This window comes from Pseudomonas sp. PHC1 (genome assembly GCF_046487845.1).
GTDB classification, from domain to species: domain Bacteria; phylum Pseudomonadota; class Gammaproteobacteria; order Pseudomonadales; family Pseudomonadaceae; genus Aquipseudomonas; species Aquipseudomonas sputi.
This window is the reverse complement of sequence record NZ_JBJXHJ010000001.1, coordinates 344506-366522: the sequence shown is the minus strand read 5'-3', so window position 1 is coordinate 366522 and position 22017 is coordinate 344506. Positions and strand designations below refer to the sequence as shown.

Here is a 22017-nt window from a genome sequence, read left to right as displayed (position 1 = left end):
CGCAATCTCACAGAGACAACACGCCGCTGTACAACCCGTAGGCCGCGAGCCCGGCCCCGGCGATCACACAGGTGAAAATCCCCTTCTCGAGCGTGGTGAACAGCGGCTCGCCCTGCTCATGCTTGGCCTTGGCGAACAGGATCACCCCCGGCGCATACAGCAGCGCCGAGAGCAGCAGGTATTTCATCCCGCCGGCATACAACAGCCACACCGCGTAACACAGCGCGATGCCGCCGATCAGCAGATCCTTGGTGCGTTCGGCGGAGGCATGTTCATAGGTTTCACCCCGGCCGCTGAGCAACACGGCGTAGGCCGCCGACCACAGGTACGGCACCAGAATCATCGACGAGGCGAGGTAAATCAGGCTGGTGTAAGTACCGGCGGAAAACAGCGTGATCAACAGAAAAATCTGGATCATCACGTTGGTCAGCCACAACGCATTGACCGGCACATGGTTGGCGTTTTCCTTTTTCAGAAACGCCGGCATCGTATTGTCCCTGGCGGTGGCGAACAGGATCTCCGCGCACAGCAGCGCCCACGACAGCAACGCACCGAGCAACGAAATGGCCAGGCCCACGCTGATCAGCAGCGCGCCCCATGGCCCGACAATGTGTTCCAGCACGGCGGCCAACGACGGGTTCTGCAAGGTCGCCAGTTCCGGCTGACTCATGATCCCCAGCGACAGCACATTGACCAGCACCAGCAGCGCCAGCACACCGATGAAACCGATCACCGTGGCCCGGCCCACATCGGTGCGCTTCTCCGCCCGGGCCGAGTAGACACTGGCGCCTTCGATACCGATGAACACGAACACCGTGACCAGCATCATGTTGCGCACCTGATCCATCACGCCGCCGAAGTTCGGGTTGCTGCGGCCCCAGATGTCGCGGGTAAAAATCTCGGCCTTGAACGCCACGGCGGCAATGACCACGAACATGATCAATGGAATGATCTTGGCCACGGTGGTCAACTGATTGATCAGCGCCGCCTCCTTGATCCCGCGCATCACCAGAAAATGCACGGCCCACAGCAACACCGAAGCGCAGCCGATGGCAATCGGCGTGTTGCCCTGACCGAACACCGGAAAGAAGTAGCCGAGGGTGCTGAACAGCAACACGAAATACCCGACGTTGCCCAGCCAGGCGCTGATCCAGTAACCCCAGGCGGAAGAAAACCCCATGTAGTCGCCGAACCCGGCCTTGGCGTAGGCATACACGCCGGAGTCCAGTTCCGGTTTGCGATTGGCCAGGGTCTGGAACACGAAGGCCAGGGTGAGCATGCCGATCGCCGTGATCCCCCAACCGATCAGGATGGCCCCGGCATCGGCGCGGGCCGCCATGTTCTGTGGCAAAGAGAAAATCCCTCCGCCGATCATCGATCCGACCACCAGGGCGATCAGTGCGCCAAGGCGCAGCTTTTGCGTCGGTTGCGACATTCCAGCGTCTCCTGGTTCCAGAGCGGCGATGGCCGCAAAACCGTTATGCAACCGGTTTTTAACTAAATGGATAAAGCGTAATGACGTTCATTGAATAATGCCAATCAACACCCCGTTTTATATATAGCCATCGGCACTAACGCATAGCGCGTTCGGATAATTTTGTGCGCAAATCCTGATAAATCAATTCTGTACTGAAAACAGCGGTGAAAAATTTGCCAAACCCTGAAAAAGAACTAGCGTCATAACTCGAAAGTAATAGGAGCAATTCCTATTCATATCGAAAAAAGCCTCTAGTACGGGCTTTACAGACAATAGCTTTATGCCTTTATCCGGTTCATAAGTCATTCATTAACAATGGAATGTGACCATGCACTGATCTAAGTCAGCTGTTTGAATAGCCAACAGAACTACGCTGTGAACTCTTCTCTCCTGCAATGGAGTCATGCAATGTCTGAAGCTCCCGGAAAACTGCGACTAGGTGCACTGGTTGCATTGGTAGTCGGCTCAATGATCGGTGGCGGGATATTCTCTTTGCCACAAAACATGGCCGCCAGTGCCGACGTCGGCGCGGTACTGATCGGCTGGGCCATCACCGCTGTCGGCATGCTCACCCTCGCTTTCGTCTTTCAAACCCTGGCCAATCGCAAGCCTGACCTGGACGGCGGTGTCTACGCCTACGCCAAGGCCGGTTTCGGCGACTACATGGGTTTCTCCTCGGCCTGGGGCTACTGGATCAGTGCCTGGCTGGGCAACGTCGGTTACTTCGTTCTGCTGTTCAGCACCCTCGGTTACTTTTTCCCGATTTTTGGGGAAGGCAACACCGTTGCTGCCGTGATCGGTGCCTCTGTCCTGTTGTGGGCCGTGCACTTTCTGGTACTGCGCGGGATCAAGGAAGCGGCGTTCATCAACCTCGTGACCACCGTCGCCAAGGTCGTGCCGCTGCTGCTGTTCGTCCTGATAGCGATCTTCGCCTTCAAACTGGACATTTTCACCGCCGACATCTGGGGCGTGAAAAACCCGGATCTGGGCAGCGTGATGAACCAGGTGCGCAACATGATGCTGGTCACCGTGTGGGTGTTCATCGGCATCGAAGGCGCGAGCATCTTCTCGGCCCGGGCGGAAAAACGTTCGGACGTCGGCAAGGCGACCGTGATCGGTTTCATCACCGTGCTGCTGTTCCTGGTGCTGGTGAACGTGTTGTCGCTGGGCATCATGACCCAGCCGGAACTGGCCAAGCTGCAGAACCCGTCGATGGCCGCTGTGCTGGAGCATGTGGTCGGTCACTGGGGCGCGGTGCTGATCAGCGTCGGTCTGATCATCTCGCTGCTGGGGGCGTTGCTGTCGTGGGTGCTGCTGTGTGCGGAGATCATGTTCGCCGCCGCCAAGGACCACACCATGCCGGAGTTCCTGCGCAAGGAAAACGCCAACCACGTGCCGGTCAACGCCCTGTGGCTGACCAACGCGATGGTGCAGCTGTTCCTGATCATCACCCTGTTCTCGGCCAGCACTTACCTGTCGCTGATCTACCTCGCCACGTCGATGATTCTGGTGCCGTACCTGTGGTCGGCGGCCTACGCCCTGCTGCTGGCGGTGCGCGGCGAAAGCTACGAAGGCTTCGCGGCCGAACGGCGCAAGGACCTGATGATCGGTGGTATCGCGCTGATTTATGCGGTGTGGCTGCTCTACGCCGGTGGCGTGAAGTACCTGCTGCTCTCGGCCCTGCTCTATGCCCCCGGCGCGATCCTGTTCGCCAAGGCCAAGCTCGAACTCAAACAACCGGTTTTCACCAACGTCGAGAAGCTGATTTTCGCCGCAGTGGTCGTGGGCGCCCTGGTGGCTGCCTACGGACTGTACGACGGCTTCCTGACTCTGTAATTGCCCAACGTTTTCTCTCTGGAGGATCACTGAAATGACCACGGAAAAAGTCAAATACGGCGTCCACTCCGAAGCCGGCAAATTGCGCAAAGTCATGGTTTGCTCCCCAGGCCTGGCCCATCAGCGGCTGACCCCGAACAACTGCGATGAACTGCTGTTCGACGATGTGCTGTGGGTCGCTCAGGCCAAACGCGACCACTTCGACTTCGTGACCAAGATGCGTGAGCGCGGGATCGACGTGCTGGAAATGCACAACCTGCTGACCGACATCGTCGCCCTCCCTGAAGCGCTGGACTGGATACTCGAGCGCAAGGTCACCGTCGATTCGGTGGGCCTGGGCCTGATCAACGAAGTCAAATCCTGGCTGAAAAGCCTGGAGCCGCGACACATCGCCGAATTCCTGATTGGCGGCGTCTCTGCCGATGACCTGCCGGACAGCTTCGGTGGCAAGACCATCCAGATGTTCCGCGACTTCCTCGGCCACTCCAGTTTCATTCTGCCGCCGCTGCCGAACACCCAGTTCACCCGCGACACCACCTGCTGGATCTACGGTGGCGTGACGCTGAACCCGATGTACTGGCCGGCGCGCCGTCAGGAAACCCTGCTGACCACCGCCATCTACAAATTCCATCCGCAGTTCACCAACGCCGATTTCGAGATCTGGTACGGCGATCCGGACAAGGATCACGGCAGCTCGACCCTCGAAGGCGGCGACGTGATGCCGATCGGCAACGGCGTGGTGCTGATCGGTATGGGCGAGCGTTCGTCGCGTCAGGCCATCGGCCAACTGGCGCTGAACCTGTTCAAGAACAAGGCCGTGGAAAAAGTCATCGTCGCCGGCCTGCCGAAGTCTCGCGCGGCGATGCACCTCGATACCGTGTTCAGCTTCTGCGACCGCGACCTCGTCACGATCTTCCCGGAAGTGGTGAATCAGATCGTCGCCTTCACCCTGCGCCCTGACGAAAGCAAACAGGGCGGCATCGACATCCGTCGCGAAGAAGGCACGTTCCTCGACGTCGTGGCCAAAGCCCTCAACCTGCCGAAACTGCGCGTCGTCGAAACCGGCGGCAACAGCTTCGCCGCCGAACGCGAGCAATGGGATGACGGTAACAACGTGGTGGCCGTGGAGCCGGGCGTGGTCATCGGCTACGACCGCAACACTTACACCAACACCCTGTTGCGCAAGGCCGGGGTCGAGGTCATCACCATCAGCGCCGGCGAACTCGGTCGCGGCCGTGGCGGCGGCCACTGCATGACCTGCCCGATCATCCGCGACCCAATCGACTACTAAACGACCCTCTCCCCGGCCGCACCTATCCCGTAGCGGCCGGGCCGATTACCGAATCCAAGGAGAATCATCATGGCGTTCAACATTCACAACCGTAACCTGCTCAGCCTGGAACACCACACCCCACGTGAGCTGCGTTACCTGCTCGACCTGTCCCGCGACCTCAAGCGCGCCAAATACACCGGCACCGAGCAGCAACACCTCAAGGGCAACAACATCGCCCTGATCTTCGAAAAAACCTCGACCCGCACCCGCTGCGCGTTTGAAGTCGCCGCGTATGACCAGGGCGCCAACGTCACCTACATCGACCCGAACTCTTCGCAGATCGGTCACAAGGAAAGCATGAAGGACACCGCCCGCGTGCTGGGTCGCATGTACGACGCCATCGAGTACCGTGGCTTCAAACAGGAAATCGTCGAAGAGCTGGCCAAGTTCGCCGGCGTGCCAGTGTTCAACGGTCTGACCGATGAATATCACCCGACGCAAATGATCGCCGACGTGCTGACCATGCGTGAGCACGCCGACAAGCCGATCCATGAAATCAGCTACGCCTACCTGGGCGACGCGCGCAACAACATGGGTAACTCGCTGCTGCTGATCGGCGCAAAACTGGGCATGGACGTGCGCATCTGCGCGCCGAAAGCCCTGTGGCCGCACGATGATCTGGTCGATCGCTGCAAGCAATACGCAGAAGAAAGCGGCGCCCGCATCACCCTGACCGAAGACCCGAAAGCCGCCGTCAAAGGCGTGGACTTCATCCACACCGACGTCTGGGTATCGATGGGCGAGCCGGTGGAAGCCTGGGCCGAGCGTATCCAGCAACTGCTGCCCTATCAGGTCAACGCCGAGCTGATGAAAGCCACCGGCAACCCGCGCACCAAGTTCATGCACTGTCTGCCGGCGTTCCACAACAGCGATACCAAGGTCGGCAAACAGATTGCCGAACAGTATCCACACCTGAAAAACGGCATCGAAGTCACCGACGACGTGTTCGAGTCGCCGGCCTGCATCGCCTTCGAGCAAGCGGAAAACCGCATGCACACCATCAAGGCGATTCTGGTGTCGACTTTGGCTGATCTGTAACCCGACTTTGGCACTGATCGTTCCATCGCTCCGCGTGGGAATGCCGCCGCGTCCGCTGTGACGCAGAGCGTCACGGGATGCATTCCCACGCGGGAGCGTGGGAACGATCAGCGATCAACACGAAAAGGACATGCACCATGCGTATCGTCGTAGCTCTGGGCGGTAACGCCCTGCTCCGCCGTGGCGAGCCGATGACCGCTGACAACCAGCGCGCCAACATCCGCATCGCCACCGAGCAAATCGCCAAGATCCATCCCGGCAACCAACTGGTCATCGCCCACGGCAATGGCCCGCAAGTCGGCCTGCTGTCGTTGCAGGCAGCGGCCTACACCTCCGTCACCCCTTACCCGCTGGATGTGCTCGGTGCCGAAACCGAAGGCATGATCGGCTACATCATCGAACAGGAACTGGGCAACCTGCTGGACTTCGAAGTCCCGTTCGCCACCCTGCTCACCCAGGTCGAAGTCGATGCCAACGACCCGGCTTTCAAGAACCCGACCAAACCGATCGGCCCGGTATACGAGAAAGCCGAGGCAGAAAAACTCGCCGCCGAAAAAGGCTGGGCCATCGCTCCGGACGGCGACAAGTTCCGCCGCGTGGTGGCCAGCCCACGGCCGAAACGCATCTTCGAAATCCGCCCGATCAAGTGGCTGCTGGACAAGGGCAGCATCGTGATCTGCGCCGGTGGCGGCGGGATTCCGACCATGTATGACGAGAACCGCAACCTCAAGGGCATCGAAGCGGTGATCGACAAGGATCTGTGCTCGGCGCTGCTGGCCGAACAGCTGGAAAGTGATTTGCTGGTGATCGCCACCGACGTCAACGCCGCTTACATCGACTTCAAAAAGCCGACTCAGAAAGCCATCGCCCAGGCCCACCCGGACGAACTCGAACGCCTGGGCTTCGCCGCCGGCTCCATGGGGCCGAAGGTGCAGGCAGCCTGTGAATTTGCGCGCCATACTGGCAAGGTCGCGGTGATCGGCTCGCTCTCGGACATCGAAGCCATCGTCCAGGGCACCGCCGGTACGCGGGTCAGCACGGCAGCGCCGGGCATCACCTACCGATAAAAAGAAACTCCGGGGGCAGGCCTCAGGTCTGCCCTTCTCCCATGCCTTGAAAGGAGAAACCCATGGCCCAGTTCGAACCCGGTCATTTGCATATCGAGCGGCACGCGTTGACTGACGATGACGTCAATTACAACGTGCACCTCGACTATGAAGTGTTCACCGATCCGCAGAAAGGCAAAGGGATACAGTTCACCCTGCACGGCAGCATGCAGGGCAAAGAGGTCAACGAACCGTTCTTTCTGCCCAAGGAGGAAGCCTATAACTTCGCTCGCAACGTCACGCAGATTGCCGAAAAGTACGGCATCCCCAAGAGCCACAGCCAGATCGGCTCGGTGCACAAGCATTACGACCTGATGTTTGAAGACATCCGCAAGCAGCTGAATATGCAATCCGGGGATCCGGTCAATCCCGAGCATTTCGAGTAACCCCTTTCTACTGATCGCTCCCACGTCGAGGCGTCGAACCGTCCGCGTGGGAACGATCAGCGCAGGACGCGGATTTCACCATTTCCCCGCCCCAAGGCATACTTGCCCCTCTCCGCACTCCAGAACCCAGAACCGCCCCATGCGTATCCACGTCAGCTTCATCGACCGCGTCGGCATCACCCAGGAAGTCCTGGCTATCCTCGGCGGGCGCAATCTCAATCTGGATGCGGTGGAGATGATCCCGCCCAACGTCTACATCGACGCCCCGACCCTCAGCCCGCAAGTGCTCGAGGAACTGAAAGATGCGCTGTTTCGCGTGCGTGGCGTAGAAGCAGTGACCGTGGTCGACATTCTCCCCGGCCAGCGCCGGCACTTGCAGCTCGACGCGTTGCTCGCGGCGATGACCGACCCGGTGCTGGCGCTGGACAGCGCCGGCAAGGTGCTGCTGGCCAACCCGGCGCTGATCGCCTTGTACGGGCGCGAGCCGGCCGGTGAAAGCGTCTCGGGACTGTTCAACGATCCGGGTCTGTTGGAGACGTTGCTGGAACAAGGCTTCCGTCTGCCGCTGCGGGAAATCACCGTCAACGGTCAGACCCTGTTGCTCGACGCCACGCCGATCACCGACGCCGGCGCCCTGCTCACGCTGTACCAGCCCAACCGCATCGGCGAACAACTCTCGGCGCTGCACCACGATCACGCTGAAGGCTTCGATGCGCTGCTCGGTGAATCGCCGCCAATCCGCACCCTCAAGGCCCGCGCCCAACGCGTCGCAGCCCTTGATGCACCGCTGCTGATCCAGGGCGAAACCGGCACCGGCAAGGAACTGGTGGCCCGCGCCTGTCACGCCATCAGCGCCCGGCACAACGCGCCCTTCCTCGCACTGAACTGCGCGGCCCTGCCGGAGAACCTCGCCGAAAGCGAACTGTTCGGCTACGCCCCCGGCGCCTTCACCGGCGCGCAACGCGGCGGCAAACCGGGGCTGATGGAGCTGGCCAACCAGGGCACGGTGTTCCTCGACGAAATCGGCGAGATGTCGCCGTACTTGCAGGCCAAGCTGCTGCGCTTTCTCAACGACGGCAGCTTCCGTCGGGTTGGCGGCGACCGTGAGGTGAAGGTCAACGTGCGGATTCTCAGCGCCACCCACCGCGACCTGGAAAAAATGGTCAGTGAAGGCCTGTTCCGCGAAGACCTGTTCTACCGCCTCAACGTGCTCAACGTCGAAGTGCCGCCGCTGCGCGAACGCGGTCAGGACATCCTGTTGCTGGCGCGCTATTTCATGCAGCAGGCCTGCGCGCAGATCCAGCGCCCGGTCTGTCGCCTCGCTCCGGGCACTTACCCGGCGCTGCTCGGCAACCGTTGGCCGGGTAACGTGCGGCAATTGCAGAACGTGATCTTCCGCGCCGCCGCGATCTGCGAAAGCAGCCTGGTGGACATCGGCGACCTCGACATCGCCGGCACCTCGGTGGCGCGCCAGACCGACACCGACGTCGACAGCCTGGAGGAAGCCGTGGATGCCTTCGAAAAATCGCTGCTGGAAAAGCTCTACGTCAGCTACCCCTCGACTCGCCAACTGGCCAGCCGCCTGCAGACCTCGCACACCGCAATCGCGCATCGACTGCGCAAGTACGGCATTCCCAACAAGCCCTGAGGCAAGCCCGCTCCCATAGGGTATGTGGCGGATTCGAAATCCGTTCAAAAGCGACCTCCATCTGTACTGAAAGCGCTACAGCGGAACGATATCGATACAGCCTCCTCGAATCACCGTTGTGCAAGGCTTTGATCCGGTTCAGCTTTTTTCTTCGCCCCAAGCTGTAGCGATTTCGCTACACACCCTGCTTTCAAAGCCCAGCAAATAAATATCAAGCCATTGATTTATAACGATATTTCTACATTGGCCGCGTTCTTGCTAAGTAACCGTTCATAAAATCAGGGCTTTACCGCCCAAGCATTCCACTGCGTCCACCAGACGAGTCTGGCCCCTAGGAGATTCCATGAGCGAGTTGCGTTTTACTGAAGATCACGAATGGCTGCGCGCCGAAGCCGATGGCTCTGTCACCGTTGGCATCACCGCTTTCGCGCAGAACGCCCTGGGCGACGTGGTGTTCGTGCAACTGCCTGAATTGCAGGCTTACGAGAAAGGCGCCGAAGCCGCCACCGTGGAATCGGTAAAAGCCGCCAGCGGCGTTTACATGCCACTGGACGGTGAAGTCCTGGCCACCAACCCGGCCCTGGAAGACAGCCCCGAGCTGGTCAACGAAGATCCGCTGGGCGAAGGCTGGTTCTTCCGCTTCAAACCGGCCGACGCCTCGGCCGTCGCCAAGTTGCTGGATCAGGACGCCTACGACCGCCTGATCAAAGCCCAAGCCGAAGCCTGAGGAACCTGACATGACCCAAGTAAATCTCGGCACCGCCAACGAATTCATCGCCCGTCACATCGGCCCGCGCGCCAGTGACGAGCAAGCCATGCTCAACAGCCTCGGCTTCGACTCGCTCGAAGCCCTGAGCGCCAGCGTCATCCCGGAAAGCATCAAGGGCACCAGCGTGCTCGGCCTCGACGACGGCCTGAGCGAAGCCGATGCCCTGACGATGATCAAAGGCATCGCCGGCAAGAACCAGCTGTTCAAGACCTACATCGGTCAGGGCTACTACAACTGCCACACGCCATCGCCGATTCTGCGCAACCTGCTGGAAAACCCGGCCTGGTACACCGCCTACACCCCGTACCAGCCGGAAATTTCCCAGGGCCGTCTCGAAGCGCTGCTGAACTTCCAGACCCTGATCAGCGACCTCACCGGCCTGCCGATCGCCAACGCCTCCCTGCTCGACGAAGCCACCGCGGCTGCCGAAGCCATGACCTTCTGCAAACGCCTGAGCAAGAACAAGGGCAGCCACCAGTTCTTCGCCTCGATCCACAGCCACCCGCAAACCCTCGATGTGTTGCGCACCCGTGCCGAGCCGCTGGGCATCGACGTGGTCGTGGGCGACGAGCGTGAACTGACCGACGTGACGCCGTTCTTCGGCGCACTGCTGCAATACCCGGCGAGCAACGGTGATGTGTTCGACTACCGCGCACTGACCGAACGCTTCCACGCTGCCAACGCCTTGGTAGCCGTGGCCGCTGACCTGCTGGCCCTGACCCTGCTGACCCCGCCGGGCGAATTCGGCGCCGACGTGGCCATCGGCAGCGCCCAACGCTTCGGCGTGCCGCTGGGCTTCGGTGGCCCGCACGCGGCTTACTTCTCCACCAAAGATGCGTTCAAGCGCGACATGCCGGGCCGTCTGGTCGGTGTTTCGGTTGACCGCTTCGGCAAGCCGGCGCTGCGTCTGGCGATGCAGACCCGCGAGCAACACATCCGCCGCGAGAAAGCCACGTCGAACATCTGCACCGCGCAAGTGCTGCTGGCCAACATCGCCAGCATGTACGCCGTGTACCACGGCCCGAAAGGCCTGACCCGAATTGCCAACCGCGTGCATCACCTGACCGCGATCCTGGCCAAGGGCCTGAGCGCACTGGGCGTGACCGTCGAGCAAGCCAGCTTCTTCGACACCCTGACCCTGGCCACCGGCGCGCAAACCGCCGCGTTGCACGACAAGGCTCGCGCCCAACAGATCAACCTGCGTGTGATCGATGCCCAGCGCCTGGGCCTGTCGGTCGACGAAACCACCACCCAGGCCGACATCGAAACCCTGTGGGGCCTGTTCGCCGACGGCAAGACCCTGCCGGAGTTCGCTGCTCTGGCCGCTGCCGCGCAAAGCACGATTCCAGCCGCACTGGTTCGTCAGTCACCGATCCTCAGCCACCCGGTGTTCAACCGTTATCACTCGGAAACCGAGCTGATGCGCTACCTGCGCAAACTGGCGGACAAGGACCTGGCACTGGATCGCACGATGATCCCGCTGGGCTCGTGCACCATGAAACTCAACGCCGCCAGCGAAATGATCCCGGTGACCTGGGCCGAATTCGGCGCCCTGCACCCGTTCGCTCCGGCCGAGCAAAGCGCCGGTTACCAGCAACTGACCGATGAACTGGAAGCGATGCTCTGCGCCGCCACCGGTTACGACTCGATCTCCCTGCAACCGAACGCCGGTTCCCAAGGTGAGTACGCAGGTCTGCTGGCGATCCGCGCCTATCACCAGAGCCGTGGCGAAGACCGTCGCGACATCTGCCTGATCCCGTCGTCCGCCCACGGCACCAACCCGGCGACCGCCAACATGGCCGGCATGCGCGTGGTCGTGACCGCCTGCGACGCTCGCGGTAACGTGGACATCGAAGACCTGCGCGCCAAGGCCATCGAGCACCGCGAACACCTCGCCGCGCTGATGATCACCTACCCGTCGACCCACGGCGTGTTCGAAGAAGGCATCCGCGAAATCTGCGGCATCATTCATGACAACGGCGGCCAGGTGTACATCGACGGCGCCAACATGAACGCGATGGTCGGCCTCTGCGCACCCGGCAAGTTCGGCGGCGACGTGTCGCACCTGAACCTGCACAAGACTTTCTGCATTCCGCACGGCGGTGGCGGCCCGGGCGTCGGCCCGATCGGCGTGAAATCGCACCTGACTCCGTTCCTGCCGGGCCACGGCCACATGGACCGCAAGGAGGGCGCGGTCTGCGCAGCACCGTTCGGCAGCGCGAGCATTCTGCCGATCACCTGGATGTACATTCGCATGATGGGTGGCGCCGGTCTGAAGCGCGCTTCGCAACTGGCGATCCTCAATGCCAACTACATTTCCCGTCGCCTGGAAGAGCACTACCCAGTGCTGTACACCGGCAGCAACGGTCTGGTAGCGCACGAGTGCATCCTGGATCTGCGCCCGTTGAAAGACAGCAGCGGCATCAGCGTCGATGACGTCGCCAAGCGCCTGATCGACTTCGGCTTCCACGCCCCGACCATGTCGTTCCCGGTGGCCGGCACGCTGATGATCGAGCCGACCGAAAGTGAATCCAAGGAAGAGCTGGACCGCTTCTGCGACGCCATGATCCGCATCCGCGAAGAAATCCGCGCGGTGGAAAACGGCACCCTGGACAAGGACGACAACCCGCTGAAGAACGCTCCGCACACCGCAGCGGAGCTGGTCGGCGAGTGGACTCACCCGTACAGCCGCGAGCAAGCGGTGTACCCGGTGGCGTCGTTGATTGAAGGCAAGTACTGGCCGCCGGTCGGTCGCGTCGACAACGTGTTCGGCGACCGCAATCTGGTCTGCGCCTGCCCGTCGATCGAAAGCTACGCTTAAACGAATGAGCGGCAGGCTTACCTGCCCCGATTTCAGCAACACCAAAAATCCCTTGTGAGAGCTGACTTGCCAGCTCTCACAAGGGAATGCATCAAGCCTGATATTCCGCCAATTCCTATAACAAGAAACCGGAGAACAACCATGTCGTTAAGCGTGTTCGACCTGTTCAAGATTGGCATCGGCCCCTCCAGTTCCCACACCGTCGGCCCGATGCGCGCAGCTGCGCGCTTCGTCGAAGGCCTGCGTCGGGAAAACCTGTTGTCGGCCACCACCAGCGTCAGGGTCGAGTTGTATGGATCCCTCGGCGCCACCGGCAAGGGCCACGGCAGCGACAAGGCCGTGCTGCTGGGCCTGGAAGGTGAACACCCGGACACCGTGGATACCGAAACCGTCGCCGCCCGTCTCTCGCAGATTCGTGGCAACGGGCGTTTGAATCTGCTCGGCGAACACAGCATTGCGTTCAACGAGAAAGAACACCTGGCAATGATCCGCAAGCCGTTGGCCTATCACCCCAACGGCATGATTTTCCGTGCCTTCGATGCAGCAGGATTGCAGATCCGCAGCCGCGAGTACTACTCGGTCGGCGGTGGGTTTGTGGTCGACGAAGATGCGGCCGGCGCCGACCGCATCGTCGAAGACGCCACACCGCTGACCTTCCCGTTCAAGAGTGCCAAGGACTTGCTCGGTCACTGCGCCACCTATGGCCTGTCGATCAGTCAGGTGATGCTGACCAACGAAAGTGCCTGGCGCCCGGAAGCGGAAACGCGCGCCGGCCTGCTGAGAATCTGGCAAGTGATGCAGGACTGCGCGGCCGCCGGCTGTCGCAACGAAGGGATCCTGCCGGGCGGCCTGAAGGTCAAGCGACGGGCGGCGGCGTTGCACCGGCAACTGTGCAAGAACCCGGAATCGTCGCTGCGCGATCCGCTGTCGGTGCTGGACTGGGTCAACCTCTACGCTCTGGCCGTCAACGAAGAAAACGCCAACGGCGGGCGCGTGGTCACGGCACCGACCAATGGCGCGGCAGGGATCATTCCGGCCGTGCTGCATTACTACATGCGCTTTATTCCCGGCGCGAATGATGACGGCGTGGTGCGCTTCCTGCTGACCGCGGCGGCCATCGGCATTCTGTACAAGGAAAACGCCTCGATTTCCGGGGCTGAAGTCGGCTGTCAGGGCGAAGTCGGCGTGGCCTGTTCGATGGCGGCCGGCGCGTTGTGCGAGGTCCTGGGTGGCAGCGTTCAGCAAGTGGAAAACGCTGCTGAAATCGGCATGGAACACAACCTCGGCCTGACCTGCGACCCGATCGGCGGGCTGGTGCAGGTGCCGTGCATCGAGCGCAACGCCATGGGCTCGGTCAAGGCAATCAATGCTGTGCGCATGGCCATGCGCGGAGACGGGCAGCACTTCGTCTCCCTCGACAAGGTGATCCGCACCATGCGCCAGACCGGCGCCGACATGAAAAGCAAATACAAGGAGACCGCCCGTGGCGGTCTGGCAGTCAACATTATCGAGTGTTAATTAGCCCCCTCTCCCTGCGGGAGAGGGTTGGTGTGAATCAAGGAGTCACGCATGTCCACCGAACAACTGTCGAAAACCCCGCTGCACGCTTTGCACATCGAACTCGGGGCCCGCATGGTGCCGTTCGCCGGCTACGACATGCCGGTGCAATACCCGCTGGGCGTGATGAAGGAACACCAGCACACCCGTGAGCAGGCCGGGCTGTTCGATGTCTCGCACATGGGCCAGATCCGCCTGACCGGCGCCGATGCCGCCAAGGCCCTGGAAACCCTGGTGCCGGTGGACATCATCGACCTGCCGGTGGGCATGCAGCGCTACGCGATGTTCACCAACGAAACCGGCGGCATCCTCGATGACCTGATGGTCGCCAACCTCGGCAATGACGAGCTGTTCCTGGTAGTCAACGCGGCGTGCAAGGACCAGGACCTGGCCCATCTGCAAAAACACATCGGCGACCAGTGCAAGATCGAGCAATTGTTCGAAGAGCGTGCCCTGCTCGCCCTGCAAGGCCCGGCCGCCGTGACCGTACTGGCACGCCTGGCGCCGGAAGTGGCGAAAATGACCTTCATGCAGTTCACCCGCGTGAAGCTGCTGGGCATTGACTGCTATGTCAGCCGTTCGGGCTATACCGGTGAAGACGGTTTCGAAATCTCCGTTCCGGCAGCCGATGCGGAAAAACTCGCCCGCACCCTGCTGGCCGAACCGGAAGTCGCCGCCATCGGCCTCGGCGCCCGTGACTCGCTGCGCCTGGAAGCCGGTCTGTGCCTGTACGGCCACGACATGAACACCGAGACCACCCCGATCGAGGCCAGCCTGCTGTGGGCCATCTCCAAGCCTCGGCGTGCCGATGGTGCGCGCGCCGGTGGGTTCCCGGGTGCTGAACAAGTCTTCGCTCAACAGCAGAACGGCGTTTCGCGCAAACGCGTCGGCCTGCTGCCGCAAGAGCGTACGCCGGTCCGAGAAGGTGCAGAGATCGTCAACGAAGCGGGCGAGATCATCGGCAGCGTGTGCAGCGGCGGTTTCGGTCCGACCCTGGGCGGCCCGCTGGCCATGGGTTATCTGGACAGCGCCTACGTCGCACTCGACACGCCAGTTTGGGCGATTGTTCGTGGGAAAAAGGTGCCATTGCTTGTAAGCAAAATGCCATTTGTTCCACAACGCTACTATCGCGGCTAATTGACTGTTTCCATAAGTAACGCGATTGCGTTATGCGTGCACTAATCTGTAACGCAATCGCCATAAAACAGTGCACTCCGCTTACATACGATTCGAATATGAACTTGGCTTATAACGTTCGAAAACAATTGAACAAGCTAATCGTATAAGCCGGACTAGTGAATCGACTAAGTGCCAGCAAGCGCAGGAAAACCGGGGCCTTCACGGGGCTTGTTTTTTCTCCCGTAGTTGGCGTAGAGTTTGTCCACTGTGTTTGCATGGGTCAGCTTGGAATCGTGACCTGGGCAGTAGCCTACAAGTTAGCTACATCCCGTTCGACGTCTTCTTACTCTCCTGCAACCAGCCCCAGTACTCTTTCATGAGAAGGAGACTGTCATCAATTTTTGCGTCAAAGGAAATAAGAAATGTCCACACGTCAGAGCGGTACCGTCAAGTGGTTTAACGACGAGAAAGGTTTTGGTTTTATCACTCCAGAAAGCGGTCCGGATCTGTTCGTGCATTTCCGCGCCATTCAGGGCAACGGCTTCAAGAGCCTGAAAGAAGGCCAGAAAGTGACCTTCATTGCTGTGCAGGGCCAGAAAGGCATGCAAGCTGACGAAGTCATCGCAGAAGCCTGATTTCTGTAACAAAAAAGCCCCTGATATTGATATCAGGGGCTTTTTTGTGGGCGCAAATCCGTAAAATGGCGCTTCACTTTCCGTCCAGAGGCTGCCATGTCGAAACACCTGCTCACGCCCCAGGGCAATTTCCCCGCCGTCGGCCTCGGCCGTCGTCTGGCAGCAATGTTCTATGACTTTCTGCTGTGCACCGCCCTGCTGATCGTGACCGGCGGCCTCTACAAGATGATCCAGGCCTCGATCATCGGCGAAGAACGCCTGCGGGTTCTCACCGATGCCGGGCAGCTGGATGGCGATCCACTGTACTCCACGGTGCTGCTGCTGGTGCTGTTCGGCTTCTTCGCCAAGTTCTGGACCCACGCCGGGCAGACCCTGGGCATGCAGGTCTGGGGCATTCGCGTGCAGAACGCCGATGGCACCGCCATCAGCCTGTGGCAGGCGCTGTTGCGGTTCATGGTGTCAATTGCGTCGTGGCTGTGCCTGGGCCTTGGGTTCTTCTGGTCGCTGTTCGACAAACAGAAACGCGCCTGGCATGACATCTACTCCGACACGCAACTCGTGCGAATTCCAAAAAAAGCCAGATAATCTTCCAGATGCAAAAACGCCCCGATCCAATCGGGGCGTTTTTGTTTGCGTCTCAAGGTCAGGCGTTGCCGGCCAGTTTCATCCGCGCGGCCTGAGTGAAATCGAGCATGCGTTTGAGCGGACGAATCGCCTGGGGAATCAGGGCCGGGTCGACGAAGATCTCGTTCGAGCCCTCCTTCAGGCACTTGAGCGTGCGCTCAAGGGTGTTCATGGCCATCCACGGGCAATGTGCGCAACTGCGGCACGCTGCGCCGTTACCGGCGGTTGGCGCTTCGATGAAGACCTTGTCCGGGCACAGCTGCTGCATCTTGTAGAAGATGCCACGGTCGGTAGCGACGATCAGGGTCTTGTTCGGCAGCGATTGAGCGGCGGCAATCAGCTGACTGGTAGAACCCACGGCATCCGCCAGTTCGATCACTGACGTCGGCGATTCCGGGTGCACCAGAATGGCGGCGTCCGGGTACAGCGCTTTCATGTCTTCCAGTTGCTTGGACTTGAACTCTTCGTGGACGATGCATGCACCATCCCAGAGCAGCATATCGGCGCCAGTCTGACGCTGGATGTAGGTGCCAAGGTGCTTGTCCGGACCCCAGATAATGGTTTCGCCGTTGTCCATCAGGCTTTCGACGATTTCCAGTGCGCAACTGGAGGTCACTACCCAGTCGGCTCGTGCTTTGACGGCGGCCGAGGTGTTGGCATACACCACCACGGTGCGTTCCGGATGCTGATCGCAGAACGCCGAGAACTCGTCCACCGGGCAACCCAGATCCAGCGAACAGGTCGCCTCCAGAGTCGGCATCAGCACGCGTTTTTCAGGGTTGAGAATCTTCGCGGTCTCGCCCATGAATTTCACGCCGGCAACCACCACGGTCTTGGCCGGATGGGCATTGCCGAAGCGGGCCATTTCCAGGGAGTCGGAAACACAACCGCCGGTTTCTTCGGCGAGTGCCTGGATGATCGGATCGCAATAGAAGTGGGCAACCAGCACCGCGTCCTGAGCCTTGAGCTCGGCGGCGATGGCGGAACGGTAATAAGCCTCTTCCTCGGCAGTCAGCGGCTTGGGCTGCTTGGCGTCGAGGTGGGCTTGTACCAGAAGGCGTTCGGAAATCTGCGTCATGTTCGCAAGACCTGCAGGCGCATTCGCGCGAAAGTCGAGTATACACCCGGCTCCGGACCACTTGAGGGTACCGCCGGGAGAGTGAGTATTATCAGGCACGGACAGCATTGAAGCTGCGCAAGGCTACAGAATATCCCGTTGATACAAAAGATGATTCTGACCTGCGTCACGGCGAGAAGAAACGAAGGGAGGAATGCCCGAATCGCAGGCAAAAAAAAATCCGGAAATCCTCACTTTCGTGGGCCTTCCAGACTTTTAAAACAGCAAAAATGGTGGGTCGTGTGGGATTCGAACCTACGACCAATTGGTTAAAAGCCAACTGCTCTACCAACTGAGCTAACGACCCGCTGTGTGGTGGCGCGTATAATACTGATTTTTAAGGACTATTCAACACCTAATTTAAAAAAAATCAAAAATAAGGTGTCGGGTCGCTGATTCCGGCCGCCGCGAAGCCTTCGGCACGCAGTCGGCAGCTGTCACATTTGCCGCAGGCACGGCCGTCATCGTCGGCCTGATAGCAGGAAACGGTCAACCCGTAATCAACGCCAAGCTTCACGCCCGCCTGGACGATCTGCGCCTTGCTCAGGTTCTGCAGCGGTGCCTGGATGCGGAAACCATTGCCTTCTACGCCGGCCTTGGTCGCCAGATTGGCCATGCGCTCGAACGACTCGATGAACTCGGGACGGCAATCCGGATAACCGGAATAGTCCACCGCGTTGACGCCGATAAAGATGTCACGAGCGCCGAGCACCTCAGCCCAGCCCAGAGCCAGCGACAGGAAAACCGTGTTGCGCGCCGGCACGTAAGTCACCGGAATACCTTCGCCCAACTCTTCCGGGATATCGATGCTGGTGTCGGTCAGGGCCGAACCGCCCATACCGTTCAGGTTCAGGCCGATCACCTTGTGCTCGACCACACCCAGATCGCGGGCAACGCGAGCAGCGGCATGCAGTTCGGCATGGGAACGCTGACCGTAATCGAAACTCATGGTATAGCAGGCGTAGCCTTCAGCACGGGCCATGGCCACGACAGTGGCCGAGTCCAGACCACCCGACAGCAGGATGACCGCACGTTTTTGGCTAGTGTTCAGTTGTTCAGTCATCTCAGCGCCCCGGCTCGTCATTCCATAGATATTTATGCAGCTGCAGTTGCAGGCGCACTGGCAGGTTATCCGCCACCACCCAGTCCGCCAGGTCCCGAGCATTCAGGTCGTGGTGACTTGGGGAAAACAGCACTTCACCTGCACGTCGCTCAAGACCGTACTGGATCAGCTTCGATACCGCCCAGTCATAGTCCTCCCGCGAGCAGATGACAAACTTCACCTGATCGTTGGGTGTCAGCAGTTCGATGTTCTCGTAACGGTTGCGATGGGCCTCTTTCGAGTCAGGCGTCTTCAGATCGACTACCCGACTGACCCGCGGATCGACCGCCGAGATGTCGAGGGCGCCGCTGGTTTCCAGCGAGACTTCGTAGCCGGCATCGCACAACTGCTTGAGCAAAGGGAGGGCATTGGGTTGTGCCAGCGGCTCACCGCCAGTGACACAGACGTAGCGCGGGCGAAAGCCGGCCACTTGCTCCAGGATGTCGTCGAGGGTGCGGATCGTGCCGCCGCTGAACGCGTAGGCACTGTCGCAGTATTGGCAACGCAATGGGCAACCGGTCAGGCGCACAAAAACCGTGGGCAGCCCGGCAGTCCGCGTTTCCCCCTGCAACGAGTAGAAAACTTCGGTGATTCTCAATGTATCTTGCATAGTCGCCACGGGCGTAACAGCTAAACAGGCTGTCCGCCTCCGTCAGGCACTTCAGGCAACCCCGCCAACGCGTAGATCACCAGAAGCGTGTTTCATAAAAGGGCGTGAATTCTAACGAAAAAACCCGCGACAAGCGCGGGTTTCTTCCAAACGGGTTAAACGTATTACATGCGTTGCAGATCGCGCTGGGCCAACTGAGCGGCGGATGTACCCGGATACTGGGCCACCACCTGCTGCAGAATGCCTTTGACCTTGTCGGTATGACCGAGGCGGCGCTCTACGTCAGCCAGCTTGTACAGCGAATCCGGCACTTTGGCATGCTTGGGATACAGCTGCGAAACCTTGGCGAAAGCCTGACCTGCACCTTGCAGATCGCCTTTGGCCAGGTTCACTTCACCCAGCCAGTACTGGGCGTTGCCCGCATATTGGCTGTTCGGGTATTTACGCAGGAAAGCGGCAAACGCCTGACTGGCCTTGTCGAAATCCTTGGCCTTGATCAGGTCGAAAGCGGCGTCGTAATACAGCTTTTCCTTGGCCGGATCAGCGGGTTCGCCGCCTGCGGCAGGTGCCTGGGCGGCCGCAGCGGCCCCGGCAGCAGCACTTGCATCGCCACCGGCAGAAGAATTCTCGGGAGTCGCGGCAGGTGCTACGCCGGATCCTATGCGCCGATCAAGATCCTGGTATCGCTCCAGGGATTCCTGCTTCATGCGCGAAACCTGGTTCTGCAGTTCTTCGATCACGCCTTGCTGGCGCGATATCTGATCCTGCATTTGTTGCAGTTGGTTGAACAGCATGCCTTGTGCCGAGGCAGGGGCCGAAGCCGCTCCCCCGGCATAGGCGCCGTTCGTACCGTAACCTGCAGGCGGATAACTGCTCCCGCTATTGTTATAACCGGAGTTGTCATCGACCACAGGAACCGCAGCCCACGCCGCAAGCGGCGCGAGGCTGAGAGCCAGAACAGTTACAGCACGACGGCACGTTCGCATATCGAATTACTTACGCAGTTCGACGCGACGGTTTTGAGCCCAGGACTGCTCGTCGTTGCCGGTAGCAACTGGACGCTCTTCGCCGTAGGAAACCAGTTCCAGCTGAGCTGGGGAAACACCTTGCAGTACCAGGTAGCGCTGAACGGCTTTCGCACGACGCTCGCCCAGTGCCATGTTGTACTCACGAGTACCACGTTCGTCAGTGTTGCCTTCCAGAACAACGCGAGCGCCGTTTGCTTTCAGGTCTTTGGCGTGAACGTCCAGAGCGCGCATGGCTTCTGGCTTCAGGTCCGAGCTGTCGTATTCGAAGTAGAAGGTGGTGATTGCGCGCAGAGCAGCTTCTTCGCTCAGGGAACCGTCAACTGCACCAGTGTTTGCGCCGTAACCAGCGTTTGGATCAACAGCGCCTTCACCGGCGTTGTCGCCGCCTTTGGACGAGCAACCTACAGCTACAGCCATGGCCAGAGCCAGCGCAGCAAATTTACCAAACTTCAGCATTTCCATCGTGAAACTCCTAATGAACCCCAGTGTGTTAAGTAAAACGTAAAGCGCCGCGTCAGTTCAGGTAAGGGGACCAGGACGGTTCTCTGACTTCGCCTTGAGCGGTAGGAAGCGGGAGCCTCACGCGTCCATTAATGGACACGAGCATCAAGACTCCCCGGCCCTGCTGGCGGGTGGCGTAGATTACCATGGTGCCGTTGGGCGCAACAGTAGGCGACTCGTCCAGAGTGCTATCAGTGAGGATTTTTACACTCCCGCGCTGCAAATCCTGGGCCGCCACTTTGAAATTGGTGAAACCGTCCTGACGATGGATCATCACCAGGGTCTTTTCATCCGCCGAAAGCTTGGGGTTGGCGTTGTAGTTACCCACGAACGTCACACGCTCGGCACCGCCACCACTAGCGCTGGTCTTGTAGATCTGCGGTTTGCCGCCACGGTCGGAGGTGAAGTAGATGGTCGAACCATCCTTGCCCCAGTACGGTTCGGTGTTGATGCCAGGACCTGCGGTTACGCGGGTGATCTGACGCGAACCGAGGTTCATCACGTAGATGTCCGGGTTACCGTCTTTCGACAGCACGAACGCCAGGCGATTGCCATCCGGCGACCAGGCTGGCGCGCCGTTCAAGCCTTCGAAGTTGGTGATCTGCTCGCGGCGACCGGTGTCGATGTTCTGCATGAAGATGCGCGGGCGCTTCTGTTCGAACGACACGTAAGCGATACGCTTGCCATCCGGTGCAAAACGCGGCGACAGGATCGGCTCGCGCGATTGCAGCAGGGTCACGGCGCGGGCGCCGTCATAGTCAGAGCGCTGCAGGGTGTAACGGGTGTTCTTCTCGGAGAAACGCTCGGCCGTGACGTACAGCAGGCGAGTCGAGAATGCACCTTTAATGCCGGTCAGTTTTTCGAACGACTGATCGGAGATAAAGTGCGCCATGTCGCGCAGCTGTTCAGTGGTACCGGACACACTGCCGTCAGCCACTTTCTGCTCGGTGGCGACGTTGAACAGAGCCCACTGCACCTGCAGACGGCCACCGGCCGGCACGATGCTGCCGACCATCATGTATTGCGCACCCACCGCCTTCCAGTCACGGAAGATGATTTCGCTCGGCTGGCTTGGCTGGCTGATCATGTTTTGCTTTGGAATCGGCGAGTAATAGCCCGAGTTGCGCAAATCGTTACCAATGATTTCAGCCATGTCATCCGGCAGGACGGCACCGCCCTGGAAACCGAACGGTACGACGGCGATCGGCGTTGCCCGATCGCTGCCGCTGGTGACCAGAATGTTCTTTTCATCCGCCATCGCGATCCCTGCCATGCAGCAGATCACGACCAGCATTCCTCGAAGAAGGTTT

General features: G+C 60.1%; 19 protein-coding genes and 1 tRNA gene. 12 read left to right on the top strand and 8 right to left on the bottom strand.

What is annotated here, in order from left to right; genetic code table 11:
• Positions 1-7 precede the first annotated feature (7 nt).
• Positions 8-1435 (bottom strand): arginine-ornithine antiporter, encoded by a 1428-nt coding sequence (gene arcD, locus ACKJSM_RS01610; RefSeq protein WP_410236482.1) that lies wholly within the window; start codon positions 1433-1435, stop codon positions 8-10.
• Positions 1436-1885: 450 nt separating this feature from the next.
• Here arcD (ACKJSM_RS01610) and arcD (ACKJSM_RS01605) point away from each other — a divergent pair, with 450 nt between their 5' ends.
• From arcD (ACKJSM_RS01605) to ACKJSM_RS01550, 12 genes are all read left to right on the top strand, one after another.
• Complete coding sequence (gene arcD, locus ACKJSM_RS01605) at positions 1886-3313, top strand: arginine-ornithine antiporter (RefSeq protein ID WP_339489069.1); 1428 nt, start codon at positions 1886-1888, stop codon at positions 3311-3313.
• Between the two features lie 34 nt (positions 3314-3347).
• The gene (gene arcA / locus ACKJSM_RS01600) at positions 3348-4604 is read left to right on the top strand and encodes an arginine deiminase (RefSeq protein WP_410236481.1); all 1257 of its coding nucleotides are present in this window, start codon (positions 3348-3350) and stop codon (positions 4602-4604) included.
• Positions 4605-4673: 69 nt separating this feature from the next.
• Positions 4674-5684, top strand: a complete 1011-nt coding sequence (locus ACKJSM_RS01595; protein ID WP_236177797.1) for an ornithine carbamoyltransferase — start codon at positions 4674-4676, stop codon at positions 5682-5684.
• A 137-nt stretch (positions 5685-5821) separates the two neighbouring features.
• Positions 5822-6751 carry a carbamate kinase gene (gene arcC, locus ACKJSM_RS01590; protein ID WP_236177796.1) on the top strand — a complete coding sequence of 310 codons (930 nt, stop codon included), beginning with the start codon at positions 5822-5824 and terminating at the stop codon, positions 6749-6751.
• A gap of 62 nt (positions 6752-6813) precedes the next feature.
• Positions 6814-7176, top strand: coding sequence for a DUF5064 family protein (locus ACKJSM_RS01585; protein WP_039766036.1), 363 nt, complete (start codon positions 6814-6816; stop codon positions 7174-7176).
• A gap of 139 nt (positions 7177-7315) precedes the next feature.
• Complete coding sequence (locus tag ACKJSM_RS01580) at positions 7316-8824, top strand: sigma-54-dependent transcriptional regulator (RefSeq protein ID WP_236177795.1); 1509 nt, start codon at positions 7316-7318, stop codon at positions 8822-8824.
• A gap of 343 nt (positions 8825-9167) precedes the next feature.
• On the top strand, positions 9168-9551 hold the full coding sequence (gene gcvH, locus ACKJSM_RS01575) for a glycine cleavage system protein GcvH (protein WP_007951190.1): 384 nt from the start codon (positions 9168-9170) through the stop codon (positions 9549-9551).
• Between the two features lie 10 nt (positions 9552-9561).
• Positions 9562-12414, top strand: coding sequence for an aminomethyl-transferring glycine dehydrogenase (gcvP, locus tag ACKJSM_RS01570; protein ID WP_410236480.1), 2853 nt, complete (start codon positions 9562-9564; stop codon positions 12412-12414).
• 141 nt (positions 12415-12555) lie between these two features.
• Positions 12556-13932 (top strand): L-serine ammonia-lyase, encoded by a 1377-nt coding sequence (locus ACKJSM_RS01565; protein ID WP_410236479.1) that lies wholly within the window; start codon positions 12556-12558, stop codon positions 13930-13932.
• Positions 13933-13983: 51 nt separating this feature from the next.
• A complete protein-coding gene (gene gcvT, locus ACKJSM_RS01560; RefSeq protein WP_410236478.1) occupies positions 13984-15108 on the top strand; it encodes a glycine cleavage system aminomethyltransferase GcvT in 1125 nt (374 codons plus the stop codon).
• A 404-nt stretch (positions 15109-15512) separates the two neighbouring features.
• Positions 15513-15725 carry a cold-shock protein gene (locus tag ACKJSM_RS01555; protein ID WP_236177791.1) on the top strand — a complete coding sequence of 71 codons (213 nt, stop codon included), beginning with the start codon at positions 15513-15515 and terminating at the stop codon, positions 15723-15725.
• Between the two features lie 96 nt (positions 15726-15821).
• Positions 15822-16310 carry an RDD family protein gene (locus ACKJSM_RS01550; RefSeq protein WP_410236477.1) on the top strand — a complete coding sequence of 163 codons (489 nt, stop codon included), beginning with the start codon at positions 15822-15824 and terminating at the stop codon, positions 16308-16310.
• 58 nt (positions 16311-16368) lie between these two features.
• On the opposite strand, the gene nadA is transcribed toward ACKJSM_RS01550, so the two are convergent.
• The 7 genes from nadA to tolB form a co-directional block, all read right to left on the bottom strand.
• Complete coding sequence (gene nadA, locus ACKJSM_RS01545; protein ID WP_039766022.1) at positions 16369-17427, bottom strand: quinolinate synthase NadA; 1059 nt, start codon at positions 17425-17427, stop codon at positions 16369-16371.
• Between the two features lie 270 nt (positions 17428-17697).
• Positions 17698-17773, bottom strand: a tRNA-Lys gene (locus ACKJSM_RS01540).
• 63 nt (positions 17774-17836) lie between these two features.
• Positions 17837-18529 (bottom strand): 7-cyano-7-deazaguanine synthase QueC, encoded by a 693-nt coding sequence (queC, locus tag ACKJSM_RS01535; protein ID WP_007951197.1) that lies wholly within the window; start codon positions 18527-18529, stop codon positions 17837-17839.
• A 1-nt stretch (position 18530) separates the two neighbouring features.
• Positions 18531-19178, bottom strand: a complete 648-nt coding sequence (queE, locus tag ACKJSM_RS01530; protein ID WP_236177789.1) for a 7-carboxy-7-deazaguanine synthase QueE — start codon at positions 19176-19178, stop codon at positions 18531-18533.
• A gap of 164 nt (positions 19179-19342) precedes the next feature.
• Complete coding sequence (gene ybgF, locus ACKJSM_RS01525; RefSeq protein ID WP_410236476.1) at positions 19343-20164, bottom strand: tol-pal system protein YbgF; 822 nt, start codon at positions 20162-20164, stop codon at positions 19343-19345.
• A 6-nt stretch (positions 20165-20170) separates the two neighbouring features.
• Positions 20171-20668: a peptidoglycan-associated lipoprotein Pal gene (pal, locus tag ACKJSM_RS01520; protein ID WP_003178634.1), complete on the bottom strand. Its 498-nt coding sequence runs from the start codon at positions 20666-20668 to the stop codon at positions 20171-20173.
• Positions 20669-20720: 52 nt separating this feature from the next.
• Complete coding sequence (gene tolB / locus ACKJSM_RS01515; protein ID WP_410236550.1) at positions 20721-22001, bottom strand: Tol-Pal system beta propeller repeat protein TolB; 1281 nt, start codon at positions 21999-22001, stop codon at positions 20721-20723.
• Between the last annotated feature and the right edge of the window lie 16 nt (positions 22002-22017).